Origin of the sequence: Paracoccus yibinensis (assembly GCF_030846195.1) — a bacterium.
In the GTDB taxonomy this organism is placed as follows: domain Bacteria; phylum Pseudomonadota; class Alphaproteobacteria; order Rhodobacterales; family Rhodobacteraceae; genus Paracoccus; species Paracoccus yibinensis.
The window spans coordinates 653,110-666,147 of the sequence record NZ_JAVCWH010000002.1; the positions used below are offsets into that span (position 1 = coordinate 653,110).

15 protein-coding genes are annotated in these 13,038 nt (G+C 64.4%); all 15 read right to left on the reverse strand.

The features are described 5' to 3' along the window. Position 1 precedes the first annotated feature (1 nt). Entirely contained in the window at positions 2 to 1,258 is a 1,257-nt protein-coding gene (locus RAH32_RS06835) for an amino acid ABC transporter permease (protein WP_306606367.1), read from the reverse strand. 111 nt (positions 1,259 to 1,369) lie between these two features. Further along, positions 1,370 to 2,386 carry an amino acid ABC transporter substrate-binding protein gene (locus tag RAH32_RS06840; RefSeq protein WP_306606370.1) on the reverse strand — a complete coding sequence of 339 codons (1,017 nt, stop codon included), beginning with the start codon at positions 2,384 to 2,386 and terminating at the stop codon, positions 1,370 to 1,372. A 158-nt stretch (positions 2,387 to 2,544) separates the two neighbouring features. After that, positions 2,545 to 3,258 carry an ATP12 family chaperone protein gene (locus tag RAH32_RS06845; RefSeq protein ID WP_306606372.1) on the reverse strand — a complete coding sequence of 238 codons (714 nt, stop codon included), beginning with the start codon at positions 3,256 to 3,258 and terminating at the stop codon, positions 2,545 to 2,547. Then, the gene (locus RAH32_RS06850; protein WP_306606374.1) at positions 3,255 to 3,911 is read right to left on the reverse strand and encodes an HAD-IA family hydrolase; all 657 of its coding nucleotides are present in this window, start codon (positions 3,909 to 3,911) and stop codon (positions 3,255 to 3,257) included. Before RAH32_RS06850 ends, RAH32_RS06845 begins: the two co-directional genes overlap by 4 nt. Next, entirely contained in the window at positions 3,908 to 4,960 is a 1,053-nt protein-coding gene (locus RAH32_RS06855; protein WP_306606376.1) for an RluA family pseudouridine synthase, read from the reverse strand. Before RAH32_RS06855 ends, RAH32_RS06850 begins: the two co-directional genes overlap by 4 nt. Next, entirely contained in the window at positions 4,957 to 5,325 is a 369-nt protein-coding gene (locus tag RAH32_RS06860) for a fluoride efflux transporter FluC (RefSeq protein ID WP_306606378.1), read from the reverse strand. Before RAH32_RS06860 ends, RAH32_RS06855 begins: the two co-directional genes overlap by 4 nt. A 31-nt stretch (positions 5,326 to 5,356) precedes the next feature. Continuing rightward, complete coding sequence (locus RAH32_RS06865) at positions 5,357 to 6,673, reverse strand: replication-associated recombination protein A (protein WP_306606380.1); 1,317 nt, start codon at positions 6,671 to 6,673, stop codon at positions 5,357 to 5,359. Positions 6,674 to 6,721: 48 nt separating this feature from the next. Continuing rightward, the gene (locus RAH32_RS06870) at positions 6,722 to 7,312 is read right to left on the reverse strand and encodes an acyl-homoserine-lactone synthase (RefSeq protein WP_306606382.1); all 591 of its coding nucleotides are present in this window, start codon (positions 7,310 to 7,312) and stop codon (positions 6,722 to 6,724) included. Positions 7,313 to 7,375: 63 nt separating this feature from the next. Further along, complete coding sequence (locus tag RAH32_RS06875) at positions 7,376 to 7,987, reverse strand: helix-turn-helix transcriptional regulator (RefSeq protein WP_306606384.1); 612 nt, start codon at positions 7,985 to 7,987, stop codon at positions 7,376 to 7,378. 311 nt (positions 7,988 to 8,298) lie between these two features. Then, positions 8,299 to 8,718, reverse strand: coding sequence for a 50S ribosomal protein L17 (rplQ, locus tag RAH32_RS06880; RefSeq protein ID WP_306606386.1), 420 nt, complete (start codon positions 8,716 to 8,718; stop codon positions 8,299 to 8,301). Between the two features lie 116 nt (positions 8,719 to 8,834). Further along, complete coding sequence (locus tag RAH32_RS06885; protein WP_103173011.1) at positions 8,835 to 9,851, reverse strand: DNA-directed RNA polymerase subunit alpha; 1,017 nt, start codon at positions 9,849 to 9,851, stop codon at positions 8,835 to 8,837. Positions 9,852 to 9,967: 116 nt separating this feature from the next. Then, on the reverse strand, positions 9,968 to 10,357 hold the full coding sequence (gene rpsK, locus RAH32_RS06890) for a 30S ribosomal protein S11 (RefSeq protein ID WP_089386342.1): 390 nt from the start codon (positions 10,355 to 10,357) through the stop codon (positions 9,968 to 9,970). Between the two features lie 12 nt (positions 10,358 to 10,369). Next, complete coding sequence (gene rpsM / locus RAH32_RS06895) at positions 10,370 to 10,738, reverse strand: 30S ribosomal protein S13 (protein ID WP_103173012.1); 369 nt, start codon at positions 10,736 to 10,738, stop codon at positions 10,370 to 10,372. Between the two features lie 153 nt (positions 10,739 to 10,891). Further along, positions 10,892 to 11,563, reverse strand: a complete 672-nt coding sequence (locus tag RAH32_RS06900; RefSeq protein ID WP_306606393.1) for an adenylate kinase — start codon at positions 11,561 to 11,563, stop codon at positions 10,892 to 10,894. A gap of 35 nt (positions 11,564 to 11,598) precedes the next feature. Beyond that, positions 11,599 to 12,969: a preprotein translocase subunit SecY gene (secY, locus tag RAH32_RS06905; protein WP_103173014.1), complete on the reverse strand. Its 1,371-nt coding sequence runs from the start codon at positions 12,967 to 12,969 to the stop codon at positions 11,599 to 11,601. Between the last annotated feature and the right edge of the window lie 69 nt (positions 12,970 to 13,038).

The window sequence follows — 13,038 nt, forward strand, 5'->3', positions numbered from 1 at the left end:
CTCACCGCTCCTTCAGTTTGACGCGAGAATTGAAGATGTTCATGCCCGCCGAGATGATCAGGCTGAGCGTCAGATAGACCCCCATCATCAGCAGGATCGCCTCAAGCTCGCGGCCCGTCTGGTTCAGCGTCGTGCCGCCCAGTGTCCCCTTGATGTCCATGTAGCCCACGGCAATCGCCAACGAGCTGTTCTTGGTCAGGTTCAGGTATTGGGAAATCAGCGGCGGAATGATCACCCGCAATGCCTGCGGCAGGATCACCAGGTTCATGGTCCGGCCGGGGCGCAGGCCCAGGGCGAAGGCGGCCTCGGACTGCCCGCGGCTGACGGCCAGGATGCCTGCGCGGACGATTTCCGCGATGAAGGCCCCGGTGTACAGCGTCAGCGCCAGCCACAGGGCGACAAGGCCGTTCTGCACGTTCAGCCCGCCCGTGAAGTTGAAGCCGCGCAGTTCCGGCGGGACCATGTGCAGGCCGAAATACCAGATCAGCAGCAGCGACGGGACGGTCATGACCGCCAGGCTCATCCACCAAGTCGTCGGGCGGCTGCCGGTCTGGTCCTGCACCCGCTGCGCCCAGGCGCCGATCATGCGGCGCACGAACCAGCCGCCGATCAGCACCGCGACAAAGGCGATGGTGGCCCAGTTGAAGGTGATCCGCGCCCCCAGGTCGAGGCTGCCGGGATCGTTGGTCATCGCCAGCGTGGGGATCGCGGTATAGCGGTTGGTCAGCGCCACATGGTCGAACAGGATCATGCTTGCCGTCGGGTCATCGCCCCGGAAGGCGTTCGGCGGCGGCATCACCTCGGTGAAGATGGCGAAGACGATCAGGATCCACAAAAGCAGGGGAACGTTGCGGAACGCCTCGACATAGACGGTCATCAGGCGCGCGATCAGCCAGTTGTTCGACAGCCGCGCCACGCCCGCGATGATGCCCACGAAGGTCGCGGCGATGCAGCCCAGGATCGACACGATCAGCGTGTTCAGCAGGCCGACGACGGCCGCGCGGAAATGCGTGTCGTCCGAGGTGTAGGGGATCGGAGTCTGCGGGATGTCATAGCCCGCGCGGCTCCACAGGAAGCTGAAATTGAAATCCTTGCCTAGCGCGGCAAGGTTGCGGACGGTGTTGTTGACCAGCCACCAGGCAAGGGCCATCACCAGAATGAAGACGATCACCTGGAAGGTCATCGAACGATAGCGCCGATCATAGATCAGCATGCTTGGCCGGAATGTCGGATTCCCCGGCGCTGACATGTCCGTCATGAATTTCACCCCTGTGGCCGGTCATGCCTTATATGGCAGCGTTTGTCGCGACCGGTCTTTTGATTATGGGAAAGGGGCGCCTCTGCGCCCCCTTCGGTCCTAGGCGATCCCTTACCGGAAGGGCATCGCGTACATCAGGCCGCCCTGCGTCCATTGGGCGTTGAGGCCCCGGGCCAGCCCGATGGGGGTCTGTTCCCCGATATTGGCCGCGAAGATCTCGCCATAGTTGCCGCTGGCCATGATGGCGCGCTTGGCCCAGTCCTTGTCCAGACCGATCATCGCCCCCAGCTCGTCCGTGACGCCCAGCAGGCGCTGAACCTCGGGGTTCTGGGACGAGGTGGCCAGTTCCTCGACATTGGCCGAGGTGATGCCGTATTCCTCGGCCGCGATCAGCGCATAAAGCGTCCAGCGGACGATGTCGCCCCAGTTGTTGTCACCGTGCCGCACCGCAGGCCCAAGCGGCTCCTTGGAGATGATCTCGGGCAGGATGATGTGGTTTTCGGGATCGGCGAAGGCTGCGCGGGTGGCGGCAAGGCCCGACGCGTCGGTCGTATAGGCGTCGCAGGCGCCGGCCATGTACTGCTGCTCGCCCTCGGCGTTGCTGTCGATGTTGACCGGCTGGTAGGACATGTTGTTGGCCTTGAAATAGTCGGCCAGGTTCAGTTCCGTCGTGGTGCCGGTCTGGATGCAGACGGTCGCGCCGTCCAGTTCCTTGGCCGAGGTCACGCCCAGATCCTTGCGGACCATGAAGCCCTGGCCGTCATAATAGTTGACGCCGACGAAATCGAGCTTCAGGTCGGTGTCGCGCGAAAAGGTCCAGGTCGAGTTCCGGGCCAGCAGATCCACCTCGCCCGAGGACAGCGCCGTGAAGCGGGTCTGGCCGGTGGTGGGCACGTATTTCACCTTGGTCGGATCGCCCAGCACCGCAGCGGCCACGGCCTTGCAGATATCGACGTCAAAGCCCGTCCAGTTGCCGTTCGCATCCGGCGCGGCAAAGCCGACAAGGCCCGTGTTGACGCCGCAGTTCAGTTCACCGCGCGCCTTCACATCGGCCAGCGTGTCGGCCATGCCAGCCCCGGCCATCAGCGTCGTGGCGGCAACAGTGCCCAGGAAAATCGAAGTCTTCATGTCTACCCCTTTGTTGGATGCCGTCCCGGGTTCGTCCGGGCGACGCCCGGACCTTGACGGCCGGACTTTTCGTTGGACGCCCATGCGGGCGTCCCATGGGCAACATAGTGCCGATCCTTCCCGATGCGTCAAGCGTGACGCCCAGGAAGCAGGCACATTCAACTGATGCGCGACAGATGCCAGAACTGTTCGGCATCACCCATCGCGGCCCTGCGGCTTTCGGCGGCGCTGCGCGCCTCGTCGTCCTGGCCCCATTGTTCGGCCTGGAAATCCTCGTCGATGCGAGAGATGCGGAAGGCCTCGAAGGCATCGATCCGGCCCCGGAGGACGGCCAGTCCAAGGACCAGCGACCCAGGCAGCGTCACCAGATCGTGCAGCGCCGTGAGGCCGAAAGGGTCCAGGGCTTCGACATGACCACGCAGCCGCGCAAGCGCCTGAGGGTCCTGGGCAATGGGGATGACGCCATGGGTGATGCGCAGGGGCGCGCGCAACTCGGTCGCGGCCCAATCGACCAGCGGATCCCAGGCCTCTGCCTGGCGGCGGGCCAGTTCGGCAGGCTGGTCGGCGCGATAGGACAACAGGTCGGTGCCGCCATATTCTGCAAGCATCGCCGCAACATCGCCGAATTGCGGCGTCACCTTTTCGATCGCTGAATTCGCGGCGCGGGTCAGCGGCATGGCATGGGGGTCGATCACGTCGGCCTGCGCGTCCCACTCGGCCGCGACCGCCGCCGCCAGTGCAGGGGTGGGCAGGATCAGCGGCAGCTTGCCAGGCGTCCGCAGGGGGCGGTCGTCCAGCGCCACCTCGAACCCGCCACCGGCGGGCCTGACCGAGGATGCCTTCCAGAACCGCCGCGCTTTCCATTCTGTCATGCCGCCCACCTTGCCAGTGCCTGGCCCAAATCCGCAAAATCCGCCGCGACAAGCGCGGCCCCCGAGGCTGTCAGCAAGTCCGGCCTGTGATAGCCCCAGCCGACGCCAAAGCCGGTCATCCCCGCCGCCCGCGCCATGTCCATGTCGAAACCGGTGTCGCCGATCATCACCGCATCCGTGACGGGAACGCCCGTGTCGGCAAGGGCGGCCAGCAGCATCGCCGGGTGGGGTTTCGACGGGTGATCGTCCGCCGTCTGGAGGCTGACGAAGCGACCCTCCAGCCCGTGCGCCTGGATCATCGCCGCAAGGCCGCGCCGCGACTTGCCCGTCGCCACCGCCAGCAGGATATCGTCCCGCCCGGCCAGCCCGTCCAGGCAGTCCAGCGCGCCGGGATAAAGGGGGGCGGCTTGCACCAGCCGGGCCTGCATGAAGGCCGCGCGATATCCGTCCACGATCCGCGCCTGCGTCGCCCCGTCATGCCCCTGCGCCAGTTGCGCCACGGCGACGGGCAGCGACAGGCCGACGATCTGCAACACCGCCTCGCGCGGCAGGGGATCCAGTCCCGCACCCTCGAATGCGGCCGTCATGGCCCCGTGGATATGGTGCTGGCTGTCGACCAGCGTGCCATCGACATCGAAGACGACCAGCTTCATTCGATATCCGCAAAGGGGTCGTCCGGCACGTCGTTCTCGTGCCAGCCCAGCGTCTTCCAGGTCCGCGCCATATGGTCCGGCAAGGGCGCGGTCAGCGTGATGCGCTTTTTCGTGATCGGATGGTCGAAGCTGATGCTGCGAGCGTGCAGGTGCAGCTTGCGACTGATCTCTCCGCCCAGTTGGGCGCCCCAGCCGTCGCCCAGGTTTTCCTGCCCTGACCCGCCGTATTTGCCGTCGCCCACGATGGGATGGCCCAGTTCGGCCATATGCGCGCGCAACTGATGCGTCCGCCCGGTAATCGGCACCAGCGCGCACCAGCTTGCCCGCGTGCCCAGCGCGTCTAGCACGGCGTAATCGGTTGTGGCGCGCTTGGCGCCTTCGGTGGTGTCGATGTCGCGGGGATGAACGGCGATCATCTTTTCATTGTCGCCGCGCCCTGCCCCGCCCTTGACCAATCCGAACCGGATGGTCCCCATGCGCGGATTCGGCACACCCGCGACCGCTGCCCAATAGATCTTGCGCGTGGTGCGCGACCGGAACGCCTCGGACAGGGCACGGGCCACGCGGTCGGTCCGGGCCAGCAAAAGGACCCCCGAGGTGTCCTTGTCCAGCCGGTGCACCAGCTTGGGCCGGTCCTTGAAGCCGAACATCAGCGCAGTGGTCAGCCCGTCCACATGCCGGTCGCCCTGCCCGCTGCCACCCTGCGACGGCAAACCCGGAGGCTTGTTCAGGGCGATGATGTGTTCATCCTTCCAAAGGACCGCCGCCTGGATCATCGCCTGGTCGCTGTCCGACACGCGCGGACCCAGCGGGCGGCTGGTGCGCGCGGCCACCGGAGCAGCATCGGGCAGCGGCGGAATGCGCACCTCCTGCCCCGTCTCGACCCGGCTTGCGGGCTTCACCCGGCCGCCGTCCACGCGGATCTGGCCGGTGCGGCACAGCTTCTCGATGGCGATCTGGCCAAGCTGCGGGAACTTCTTTTTCAGCCAGCGGTCGAGGCGCTGCTCGCCCTCGTCATCGCCGACGCGAATGGTCTGAACGCCGCTCATGCGAAGAACCCCCGTCCGATGGTTATGCCCAGAAACACCGCCCCCAGCGACAGCAGGACCGATCCGGCGACATACAGCCCCATCTGCGCGACCTGCCCCCGTTCCCACAGGGCCAGGGCGTCCAGCGAAAAAGCGGAAAACGTGGTGTAGCCGCCCAGGATCCCGGTCATCACGAAGGGCGTCCAGGCTTGCCCGCCGCGCTGCGCCATCATGGCAGCCAGCAGACCCATGACCAGACTGCCGGAGACATTGACCAAAAAGGTCGCCAACGCAAAGCCGTGACCGGGCAAGGCACGATACACGCCATAACGCGCGACCGAGCCGATGGCGCCGCCGATGGCGACCTGAAGATATGGGTTCATCATGGCGCGTAACTGTGGCGCGGGGGCCGCAAAGTCAACCGCCGCGCTTCAGCCGCTGCGACACGAACCAGTCCAGGCGCTTCTTCAACTCGCGCTCGAACCCCCGCTCGACCGGGACATACAGCACCGGACGCTTCATGCCTTCGGGAAAATAGTTCTGGCCGGAAAAGCCGTCCTCGGCATCGTGGTCATAGGCATAGCCGGCGCCATAGCCCTGGTCCTTCATCATCTTCGTCGGCGCGTTCAGGATGTGGGCAGGCGGCATCAGGCTGCCCGTGCGCCGCGCCTCGGCCCGCGCGGCCTTGTAGGCGACATAGCCCGCATTCGATTTCGGCGCGAGCGCCAGATAGATCACCGCCTGCGCCAGAGCCAGCTCGCCTTCCGGGCTGCCCAGGCGTTCATACAGCGCCCAGGCATCCAGACAGTGCCGCTGCGCCGCAGGATCGGCCAGGCCGATATCCTCGACCGCCATGCGGGTGATGCGTCGGGCGAGATAGCGGGGATCCTCGCCCCCCTCCAGCATCCGCGCCAGCCAGTAAAGCGCCGCATCCGGGTCGCTGCCGCGCACCGATTTGTGCAGGGCGGAAATCAGGTTGTAATGCTCGTCCCCCGACTTGTCGTATTTCGCCGCCCGACGCATCAGCCGCTGCGCCATGGCCGGCTGGTCCAGGGGCTTGTCGGTCTTCCAGGCCGCAACCTGCTCGATCAGGTTCAGCGCGGCGCGGCCGTCGCCATCCGCCATCTCCAGCAGGGCGTCGCGCGCCTTGGCCGTCAGGGGCAGCTTGCGACCCAGCTCGCGTTCCGCGCGCTGCGCCAGCAGTTCCAGATCGCGCAGCGACAGGCGTTCCAGCACGATCACCTGCGCCCGCGACATCAAGGCGGCGTTCAGTTCGAAGGACGGGTTCTCGGTCGTCGCACCGACCAGAAGGATCGTCCCATCCTCCATATAAGGCAGGAAGCTGTCCTGCTGCGCCTTGTTGAAGCGGTGAATCTCGTCCACGAACAGCAGCGTACCGCGGCCTTGCTGACGGCGCAGCTTCGCGGAGTCGAAAACCTTGCGCAGTTCCGGCACACCCGAAAAGATGGCGCTGATCTGCACGAAGGCCAGATCCGTCTCATCTGCCAGAAGCCGGGCAATGGTCGTCTTGCCGACGCCCGGTGGTCCCCACAGAATCAGGGACGACAGGCTGCGGGACGAAAGCATCGACCCCAAGGGTCCGTCCGGCCCAAGCACCTTGTCCTGGCCGATCACGTCGCCCATGCGCACGGGGCGGATGCGATCGGCCAAGGGCCGCACCGACGGGGATGGCGGCGGACCGGGCAAGGGGTTGGCGTCGAACAGATCGGGCATGATGCCGTCAGTGTAAGTCGGCAGAAGGGCTGCGAACAGCCCCTGCCATCAATGCATCTTCGGAGCCAGGTCGATCGCGACGCACTGGAAATGGCCGTCGTCGATCCACATGACCCGGCCGATCGCCTCGGCGTCCAGACCGCAGCGGCCGTACCAGCGCGGCCAGCTGGCTCCGGTCAGGGCGATCAGGCGGGTGGCGCCCAGTTCGCGCGCCGAACCGGTCATCGCCTCGACCATCTTGAAATGGACCTTGCGGCGGTACATCTGCGGAATGTCGTGGCTGACGAACACGCGCGAACATTCCCAGACCTGCTCATCCACGGGCGCCTCGGCGTCCAGAAGATCCTGCGGGATGGACCCGCCCAGGATACCCTTTTGCGCATCGCGGATCATGTAGCTGTAGATGCCGCAGCGCGCCGTGGTGGGCGTCAGGCGAAAGCCCGCCATCACCTGCCCCTTGTCGTGGACGGCGATCCAGCGGCTTTGCGGCGTGTCGTACTGGTCGAATTCCATGTCCTCGGATTCGGGCAGATCCCAGTTCTTCTGGACGATGAAGCTTTGCTTGCGGGCGCGGAACAGGTTGGCGAACAATTCGCCGTGGTTGTGAAGGTTCGAAAAGGAAAGCGTGGTCGTCTGCATGATCATTACTCCTGGGGTGTAAGGACAGCCCCTCCCCGTGTCCCGGATCCCCTGGGCGATGGCCTAGAGCAGGCGGTATTCCTTGGCCCGTTGCAGCGCCTCGGCAGTCGTGCGTGCCTTCAGTCTTTCGCGGACCGAAATCAGCCTTGCCTTGAATGCGCTTTCGGTAATGCCAAGTTTGGCTGCCGCTGCCGCATGACGATCACCCTCCGCGACGCAACGAAGGGCCTCTTTCTGAGCCTTGGTCAGGCTCGCCGGCGGCTCCGTCGAATCGTGAAGCCGACGTACCGTGGTCGAGATCTCGGCGATCTCGTCATCACTGAATTCACGGTCACCACGCGCAAAACTGGCGATGGTGCGGGAATTGATCGGACCATAGGACACCGTCAATCCGAAGGTGAGGCCGTGGTCCGCTGCGTCCTTGAGGATGTTGAACGGATCGGGAATGGGCAGGCTGGACCAGCGGCAGGCGCCGGTCGTGGAAAAACCCCAGGCAATCGTCGGATCGCGCAGCGCATAGCCGTTCTGGGAATAAAACTCCGACCACTCCTCGGGATAGGTCTGGAACTGCATCAGGGGGGCGGCAAAGCGGATATGCAGGCCCACGAAATAGCCTGCCGGGGCAAGCTTCCCCAGCTTCCTAAGACCAGCATTGATATCGGCGCGAGATGACATGACTTTTTAGACAAATTGCGATTTGAACCGTCAACGAACAAAGTAGTTGTGACAAACAATAGTTGCCATATCCTTAATGGGACAGGAGATCCCGCCTATGCGGCCCTCCCACGGAATTCGGGCATTGCCTGTCGACCTTTCCCAGCAACTGCTGGCGATGCCCTTGACCGCGAATGAACGGCAAGAGGTCGCCCAAGCAATGCTGGACGTTGCGGCAGGTGGAAAACTCGCTGCATTTTGTCGCAACGCCATAGAAAACGCCCCGCAACCGGACTGGCTGCGGGGCGTTTGATTCGTCCTGCGGGGAACGCTTATTCGGCGTCGGCAGCCTCGGCTTCGACGCGGGCGCGGTCGGCGGCGCCCTTGGCCGAGGTGTCGCGATCCACGAATTCGATGATCGCCATCGGCGCCATATCGCCATAGCGGAAGCCGGCCTTCAGGACGCGGACATAGCCGCCCTGGCGGTCCTTGTAGCGGGCGCCCAGAACGTCGAACAGCTTGGCGACATACTGGTCCTGCTTCAGCTGCGAAGCAGCCTGGCGACGGGCGTGCAGGTCGCCGCGCTTGGCCAGCGTGATCAGCTTTTCGATGATCGGGCGCAGTTCCTTGGCCTTGGGCAGGGTCGTCTTGATCTGCTCGTGCTCGATCAGCGAGCCGGCCATGTTGGCGAACAGCGCCTTGCGGTGTTCATGGGTGCGGTTGAGGCGGCGATAGCCACGGGCGTGACGCATGATGATTCTCCTTTAGCGTTTTTGCTTTGTCCGGCGGCCCATGCGTGCGGGCCGCTCTCCTTGGGGCGGGATGCCCGGGGGCGGTGTGGTGGGGTATAACCCCACCCTACCCTATCTTAAAACTGGTCGTCGAAGCGCTTGGCCAGGTCCTCGATGTTCTCCGGCGGCCAGTCGACCACATCCATGCCCAGGTGCAGGCCCATGCCCGACAGCACTTCCTTGATCTCGTTCAAGGACTTGCGGCCGAAGTTCGGAGTGCGCAGCATCTCGGCCTCGGTCTTCTGGATCAGGTCGCCGATATAGACGATGTTGTCGTTCTTCAGGCAGTTGGCCGAACGGACCGACAGTTCCAGCTCGTCCACCTTCTTCAACAGGCGCGGATCGAATTCCAGACCATCCTCGGCATCCTGGCGGTTGGCCGATTCAGGCTCGTCGAAGTTCACGAAGACCGACAGCTGGTCCTGGACGATGCGCGCGGCATAGGCCACGGCGTCTTCCGGGGTCAGCGAACCGTCCGTTTCGATCTTCATCGTCAGCTTGTCATAGTCCAGCACCTGCCCCTCGCGGGTCGGCGTGACTTCATAGCTGACGCGCTTGACCGGCGAGAAGATCGCGTCGATCGGGATCAGGCCGATGGGCGCGTCCTCGGGGCGGTTCTTGTCGGCCGCGACATAGCCCTTGCCCGTCTGCACGGTCAGTTCCATGTTCAGGTCGGCGCCGTCGTCCAGGTGGCAGATGACATGGTCGCGGTTCAGCACCGTGATCCCGGCAGTTTCCTGGATGTCGCCGGCCTTGACTTCGCCAGGCCCCTTCGCGGACAGGGTCAGGCGTTTCGGCCCTTCCACGTCCATCTTCAGCGTCACGCCCTTGAGGTTCAGCACGATGTCGGTCACGTCCTCGCGGACACCGGCGACGCTGCTGAATTCATGCAGGACATTGTCGATCTGGACCGAGGTGATCGCCCCGCCTTGCAGCGACGACAGCAGCACGCGGCGCAGCGCGTTGCCCAGGGTCAGGCCAAAGCCCCGCTCCAGCGGTTCGGCGACCAGCGTGGCGGTGCGGGTGGCATCCGCGCCCGGCTTGACGACCAGCTGCGTCGGCTTGATCAGCTCGGCCCAATTCTTGTGGATCATGCGTTTGCCTCCATTCTTGTCCCCGCCCCATGTCCTTGGCCGGAAACGCCCGAGGTTGAAAACGTAAAGACCGAACCGCGCGAGGGCGCGCGGTCCGGGTAAGCATCATCTGAAAATCAGACGCGGCGGCGCTTCGGCGGGCGGCAGCCGTTATGCGCGATCGGCGTCACGTCCCGGATCGCGGTGATGTTGAAGCCGACCGAAGCCAGCGCACGCAAAGCCGACTCGCGGCCCGAGCCGGGGCCTTGGACTTCGACTTCCAGCGTGCGGACGCCGTGCTCCTGCGCCTTGCGGCCCGCGTCTTCGGCGGCCATCTGCGCGGCGTAGGGGGTCGATTTGCGCGAACCCTTGAAGCCCATGGTGCCGGCCGACGACCACGAGATCGCATTGCCCTGCACGTCCGAGATCAGGATTTTCGTGTTGTTGAAGCTGGAGTTCACATGCGCAACGCCGGTGGCGATGTTCTTGCGTTCCTTGCGCTTCATGCGGGTCTTGTCGCGTGCCATATCCCGTTCCCCTTATTTCTTCTTGCCAGCGATGGGTTTCGCCGGGCCTTTGCGAGTCCGGGCATTGGTATGGGTGCGCTGACCGCGGACCGGGAGACCACGGCGGTGGCGCAGGCCCCGATACGAACCCAGGTCCATCATCCGCTTGATGTTCATCTGGGTTTCACGGCGCAGGTCGCCTTCGACGGTCAGGTTGGCGTCGATGTATTCGCGGATTTGCAGAACTTCGGCATCCGACAGGTCGTTGACGCGGCGCGCGCGGTCGATGCCGACGGCTTCGCAGATCTGTTCGGCATACATCGGGCCGATGCCGTGGATATAGGTCAGGGCGATCGGGACGCGCTTCCCGGTCGGAATGTTGACGCCAGCAATACGAGCCACGCGTTATCCTTTATCGGTTGCGGTTCCGTAACACCGGAACCTTTTTTCACAACGGAAGGCCCGAAAGCGATGCCTCCGGGCCGCTGATGGTCCACCCGTGCAAGGGTGATTCTCTTGCGAGATGACGTGACTTATAGGCGGTTGACTGTGGCGTCAAGTGCCCGTGGCGATTTCGCTTGACACGGGCAGCACACGGTCGATCTGGGTCGCCACCTCGTCCATCGCCGCCAAACCATCCACCGGCGCCAGCTTGCCCTTGGCATAGTAATAGCCGATCAAGGGCGAGGTCTTCTTGTAGTATTCCAGCAGCCGCGTCTTCAGACTGTCTTCGTTGTCGTCGGCGCGCCGCTTCAGATCAGTCGATCCGCAGACGTCGCAGACCCCCTGCTTTGCGGTCGGCTTGGTCTCGTCATGATACACCTCGCCGCAATTGCCGCAGGTATAGCGGCCGGTGATGCGGCGGACCAAGGCCTGGTCATCCACCTGCATCTCGATCACGGCGTCCAGGATCATGCCGGTCTCGTCCAGCAGTTGGCCCAACGCATCGGCTTGCGCCAGCGTCCGGGGAAAGCCGTCAAAGATGAAGCCGTTGCCGCCTTCGGACAGTCTTTCGCGGATCAGGCCGATGACGATCTCATCGGTGACAAGCTGGCCCCGGTCCATGACCTCGGCCACGCGCTTGCCCATCTCGGTTCCCGAGGACCGGGCTGCGCGCAGCATGTCACCGGTGGACAGTTGCACCAGGCCGCGCTCCTCGACCAGCTTGCGCGCCTGGGTTCCCTTGCCGGCACCGGGCGGTCCCAGCAGAATGATATTGATCGTCATCTAAGGTCCGTCCCCCTCGTCAGCCCTTCGGGCCGTTAGCGCCGCGACGGCGCGCGGCGCGGCTTTGCGCTTCCCTCTTTGCGTTTACCACGCAACTGGGATTTCTCAATCAATCCTTCGTACTGATGCGCCAGAAGATGGCTTTGCACCTGGTTGATCGTGTCCATCGTCACCGACACCACGATCAGCACCGAGGTTCCGCCGAAATAGAACGGGATCGACCACTGGTGGCGCAGGATCTCGGGCAGCAGGCAGACCGCCGCCAGATAGGCCGCGCCGATCACCAGCACGCGGTTGACGACGTAGTCCAGGTACTCCTCGGTCCGCTTGCCGGGACGGATGCCGGGGATGAAGCCGCCCTGGTTCTTCAGGTTCTCGGCCACGTCGTCGGACTTGAAGCTGACGTTCTGGGTATAGAAATAGGCGAAGAAGACGATCATCGCCGCGAAGAAGATCAGGTACAGCGGCTGGCCTGGCCCGAAATAGGCCAGGATCGTGGACATGATCGGCCCCGTCTGGTTGCCCGAGAAGGTCGAGATCGTGATCGGCAGCAAGAGCAGCGAGGACGCGAAGATTGCCGGGATCACGCCCGCGGGGTTGACCTTGATCGGCAGGTGCGAGGACTGGCCGTCATAGATCTTCATGCCGACCTGGCGCCGGGGATACTGGATGCGGATCTTGCGCAGCGCGCGTTCCATGAAGACCACGAAGGCGATGACCGCCACGACCATCACGATCACGCCCAGGATCACCGGGGTCGAGATCGCGCCCGAGCGGCCCTGCGCGAAGAAGCTGGCCAGTGCGGCGGGGATTTCAGCCACGATGCCCACGAAGATGATCAGCGATATGCCGTTGCCGATGCCGCGCGCGGTGATCTGTTCGCCCAGCCACATCAGGAACATGGTGCCCCCGACCAGCGTGATGACCACGGAGGCCTGGAAGAACAGGCCCGGATCATGGGCCAGCCCGCCGGCCTCCAGCGATTTCGCCAGGCCGTAAGCCTGGAACAGCGCCAGGGCCACGGTGCCATAGCGGGTGTACTGGTTGATCTTCTTGCGGCCCTGCTCGCCTTCCTTCTTCAGCTGTTCCAGCGAAGGCACCATCGAGGTCAGAAGCTGCACGATGATCGAGGCCGAGATATAGGGCATGATCCCCAGGGCGAAGACACCCATGCGGCCAAGCGCGCCGCCGGTGAACATCGACAGGATGCCGCCGATCCCCGACTGGGCCTGGTCCATGAAGTTGCGCAGCGCCGCGCCGTCGATGCCAGGCACCGGGATATAGGTGCCCAGGCGATAGATGATCAGCAGGCCGATCGTGAACCAGATACGCTGGCGAAGTTCCGTGGCCTTGCCGAATGCGCTCCATGAAAGGTTCGCGGCCATCTGTTCTGCGGCTGACGCCATGTGTTTTACGTCCCGTGTCATGACAGCGCCGCCGACCCGTTTCCGGGGACCGGCGGCGCCAGGAAAACC

Coding starts and splice junctions, on each gene's coding strand:
- RAH32_RS06840 (WP_306606370.1), bottom strand. CDS start 2,386: ATGAAGACTTCGATTTTCCTGGGCACTGTTGCCGCCACGACGCTGATG.
- RAH32_RS06900 (WP_306606393.1), bottom strand. CDS start 11,563: ATGACGATCAATATCATTCTGCTGGGACCGCCCGGTGCCGGCAAGGGA.
- RAH32_RS06875 (WP_306606384.1), bottom strand. CDS start 7,987: ATGTCATCTCGCGCCGATATCAATGCTGGTCTTAGGAAGCTGGGGAAG.
- RAH32_RS06860 (WP_306606378.1), bottom strand. CDS start 5,325: ATGATGAACCCATATCTTCAGGTCGCCATCGGCGGCGCCATCGGCTCG.
- RAH32_RS06855 (WP_306606376.1), bottom strand. CDS start 4,960: ATGAGCGGCGTTCAGACCATTCGCGTCGGCGATGACGAGGGCGAGCAG.
- RAH32_RS06885 (WP_103173011.1), bottom strand. CDS start 9,851: ATGATCCACAAGAATTGGGCCGAGCTGATCAAGCCGACGCAGCTGGTC.
- rplQ (WP_306606386.1), bottom strand. CDS start 8,718: ATGCGTCACGCCCGTGGCTATCGCCGCCTCAACCGCACCCATGAACAC.
- rpsK (WP_089386342.1), bottom strand. CDS start 10,357: ATGGCACGCGACAAGACCCGCATGAAGCGCAAGGAACGCAAGAACATC.
- RAH32_RS06845 (WP_306606372.1), bottom strand. CDS start 3,258: ATGACAGAATGGAAAGCGCGGCGGTTCTGGAAGGCATCCTCGGTCAGG.
- RAH32_RS06865 (WP_306606380.1), bottom strand. CDS start 6,673: ATGCCCGATCTGTTCGACGCCAACCCCTTGCCCGGTCCGCCGCCATCC.
- secY (WP_103173014.1), bottom strand. CDS start 12,969: ATGGCGTCAGCCGCAGAACAGATGGCCGCGAACCTTTCATGGAGCGCA.
- RAH32_RS06870 (WP_306606382.1), bottom strand. CDS start 7,312: ATGCAGACGACCACGCTTTCCTTTTCGAACCTTCACAACCACGGCGAA.
- RAH32_RS06835 (WP_306606367.1), bottom strand. CDS start 1,258: ATGACGGACATGTCAGCGCCGGGGAATCCGACATTCCGGCCAAGCATG.
- RAH32_RS06850 (WP_306606374.1), bottom strand. CDS start 3,911: ATGAAGCTGGTCGTCTTCGATGTCGATGGCACGCTGGTCGACAGCCAG.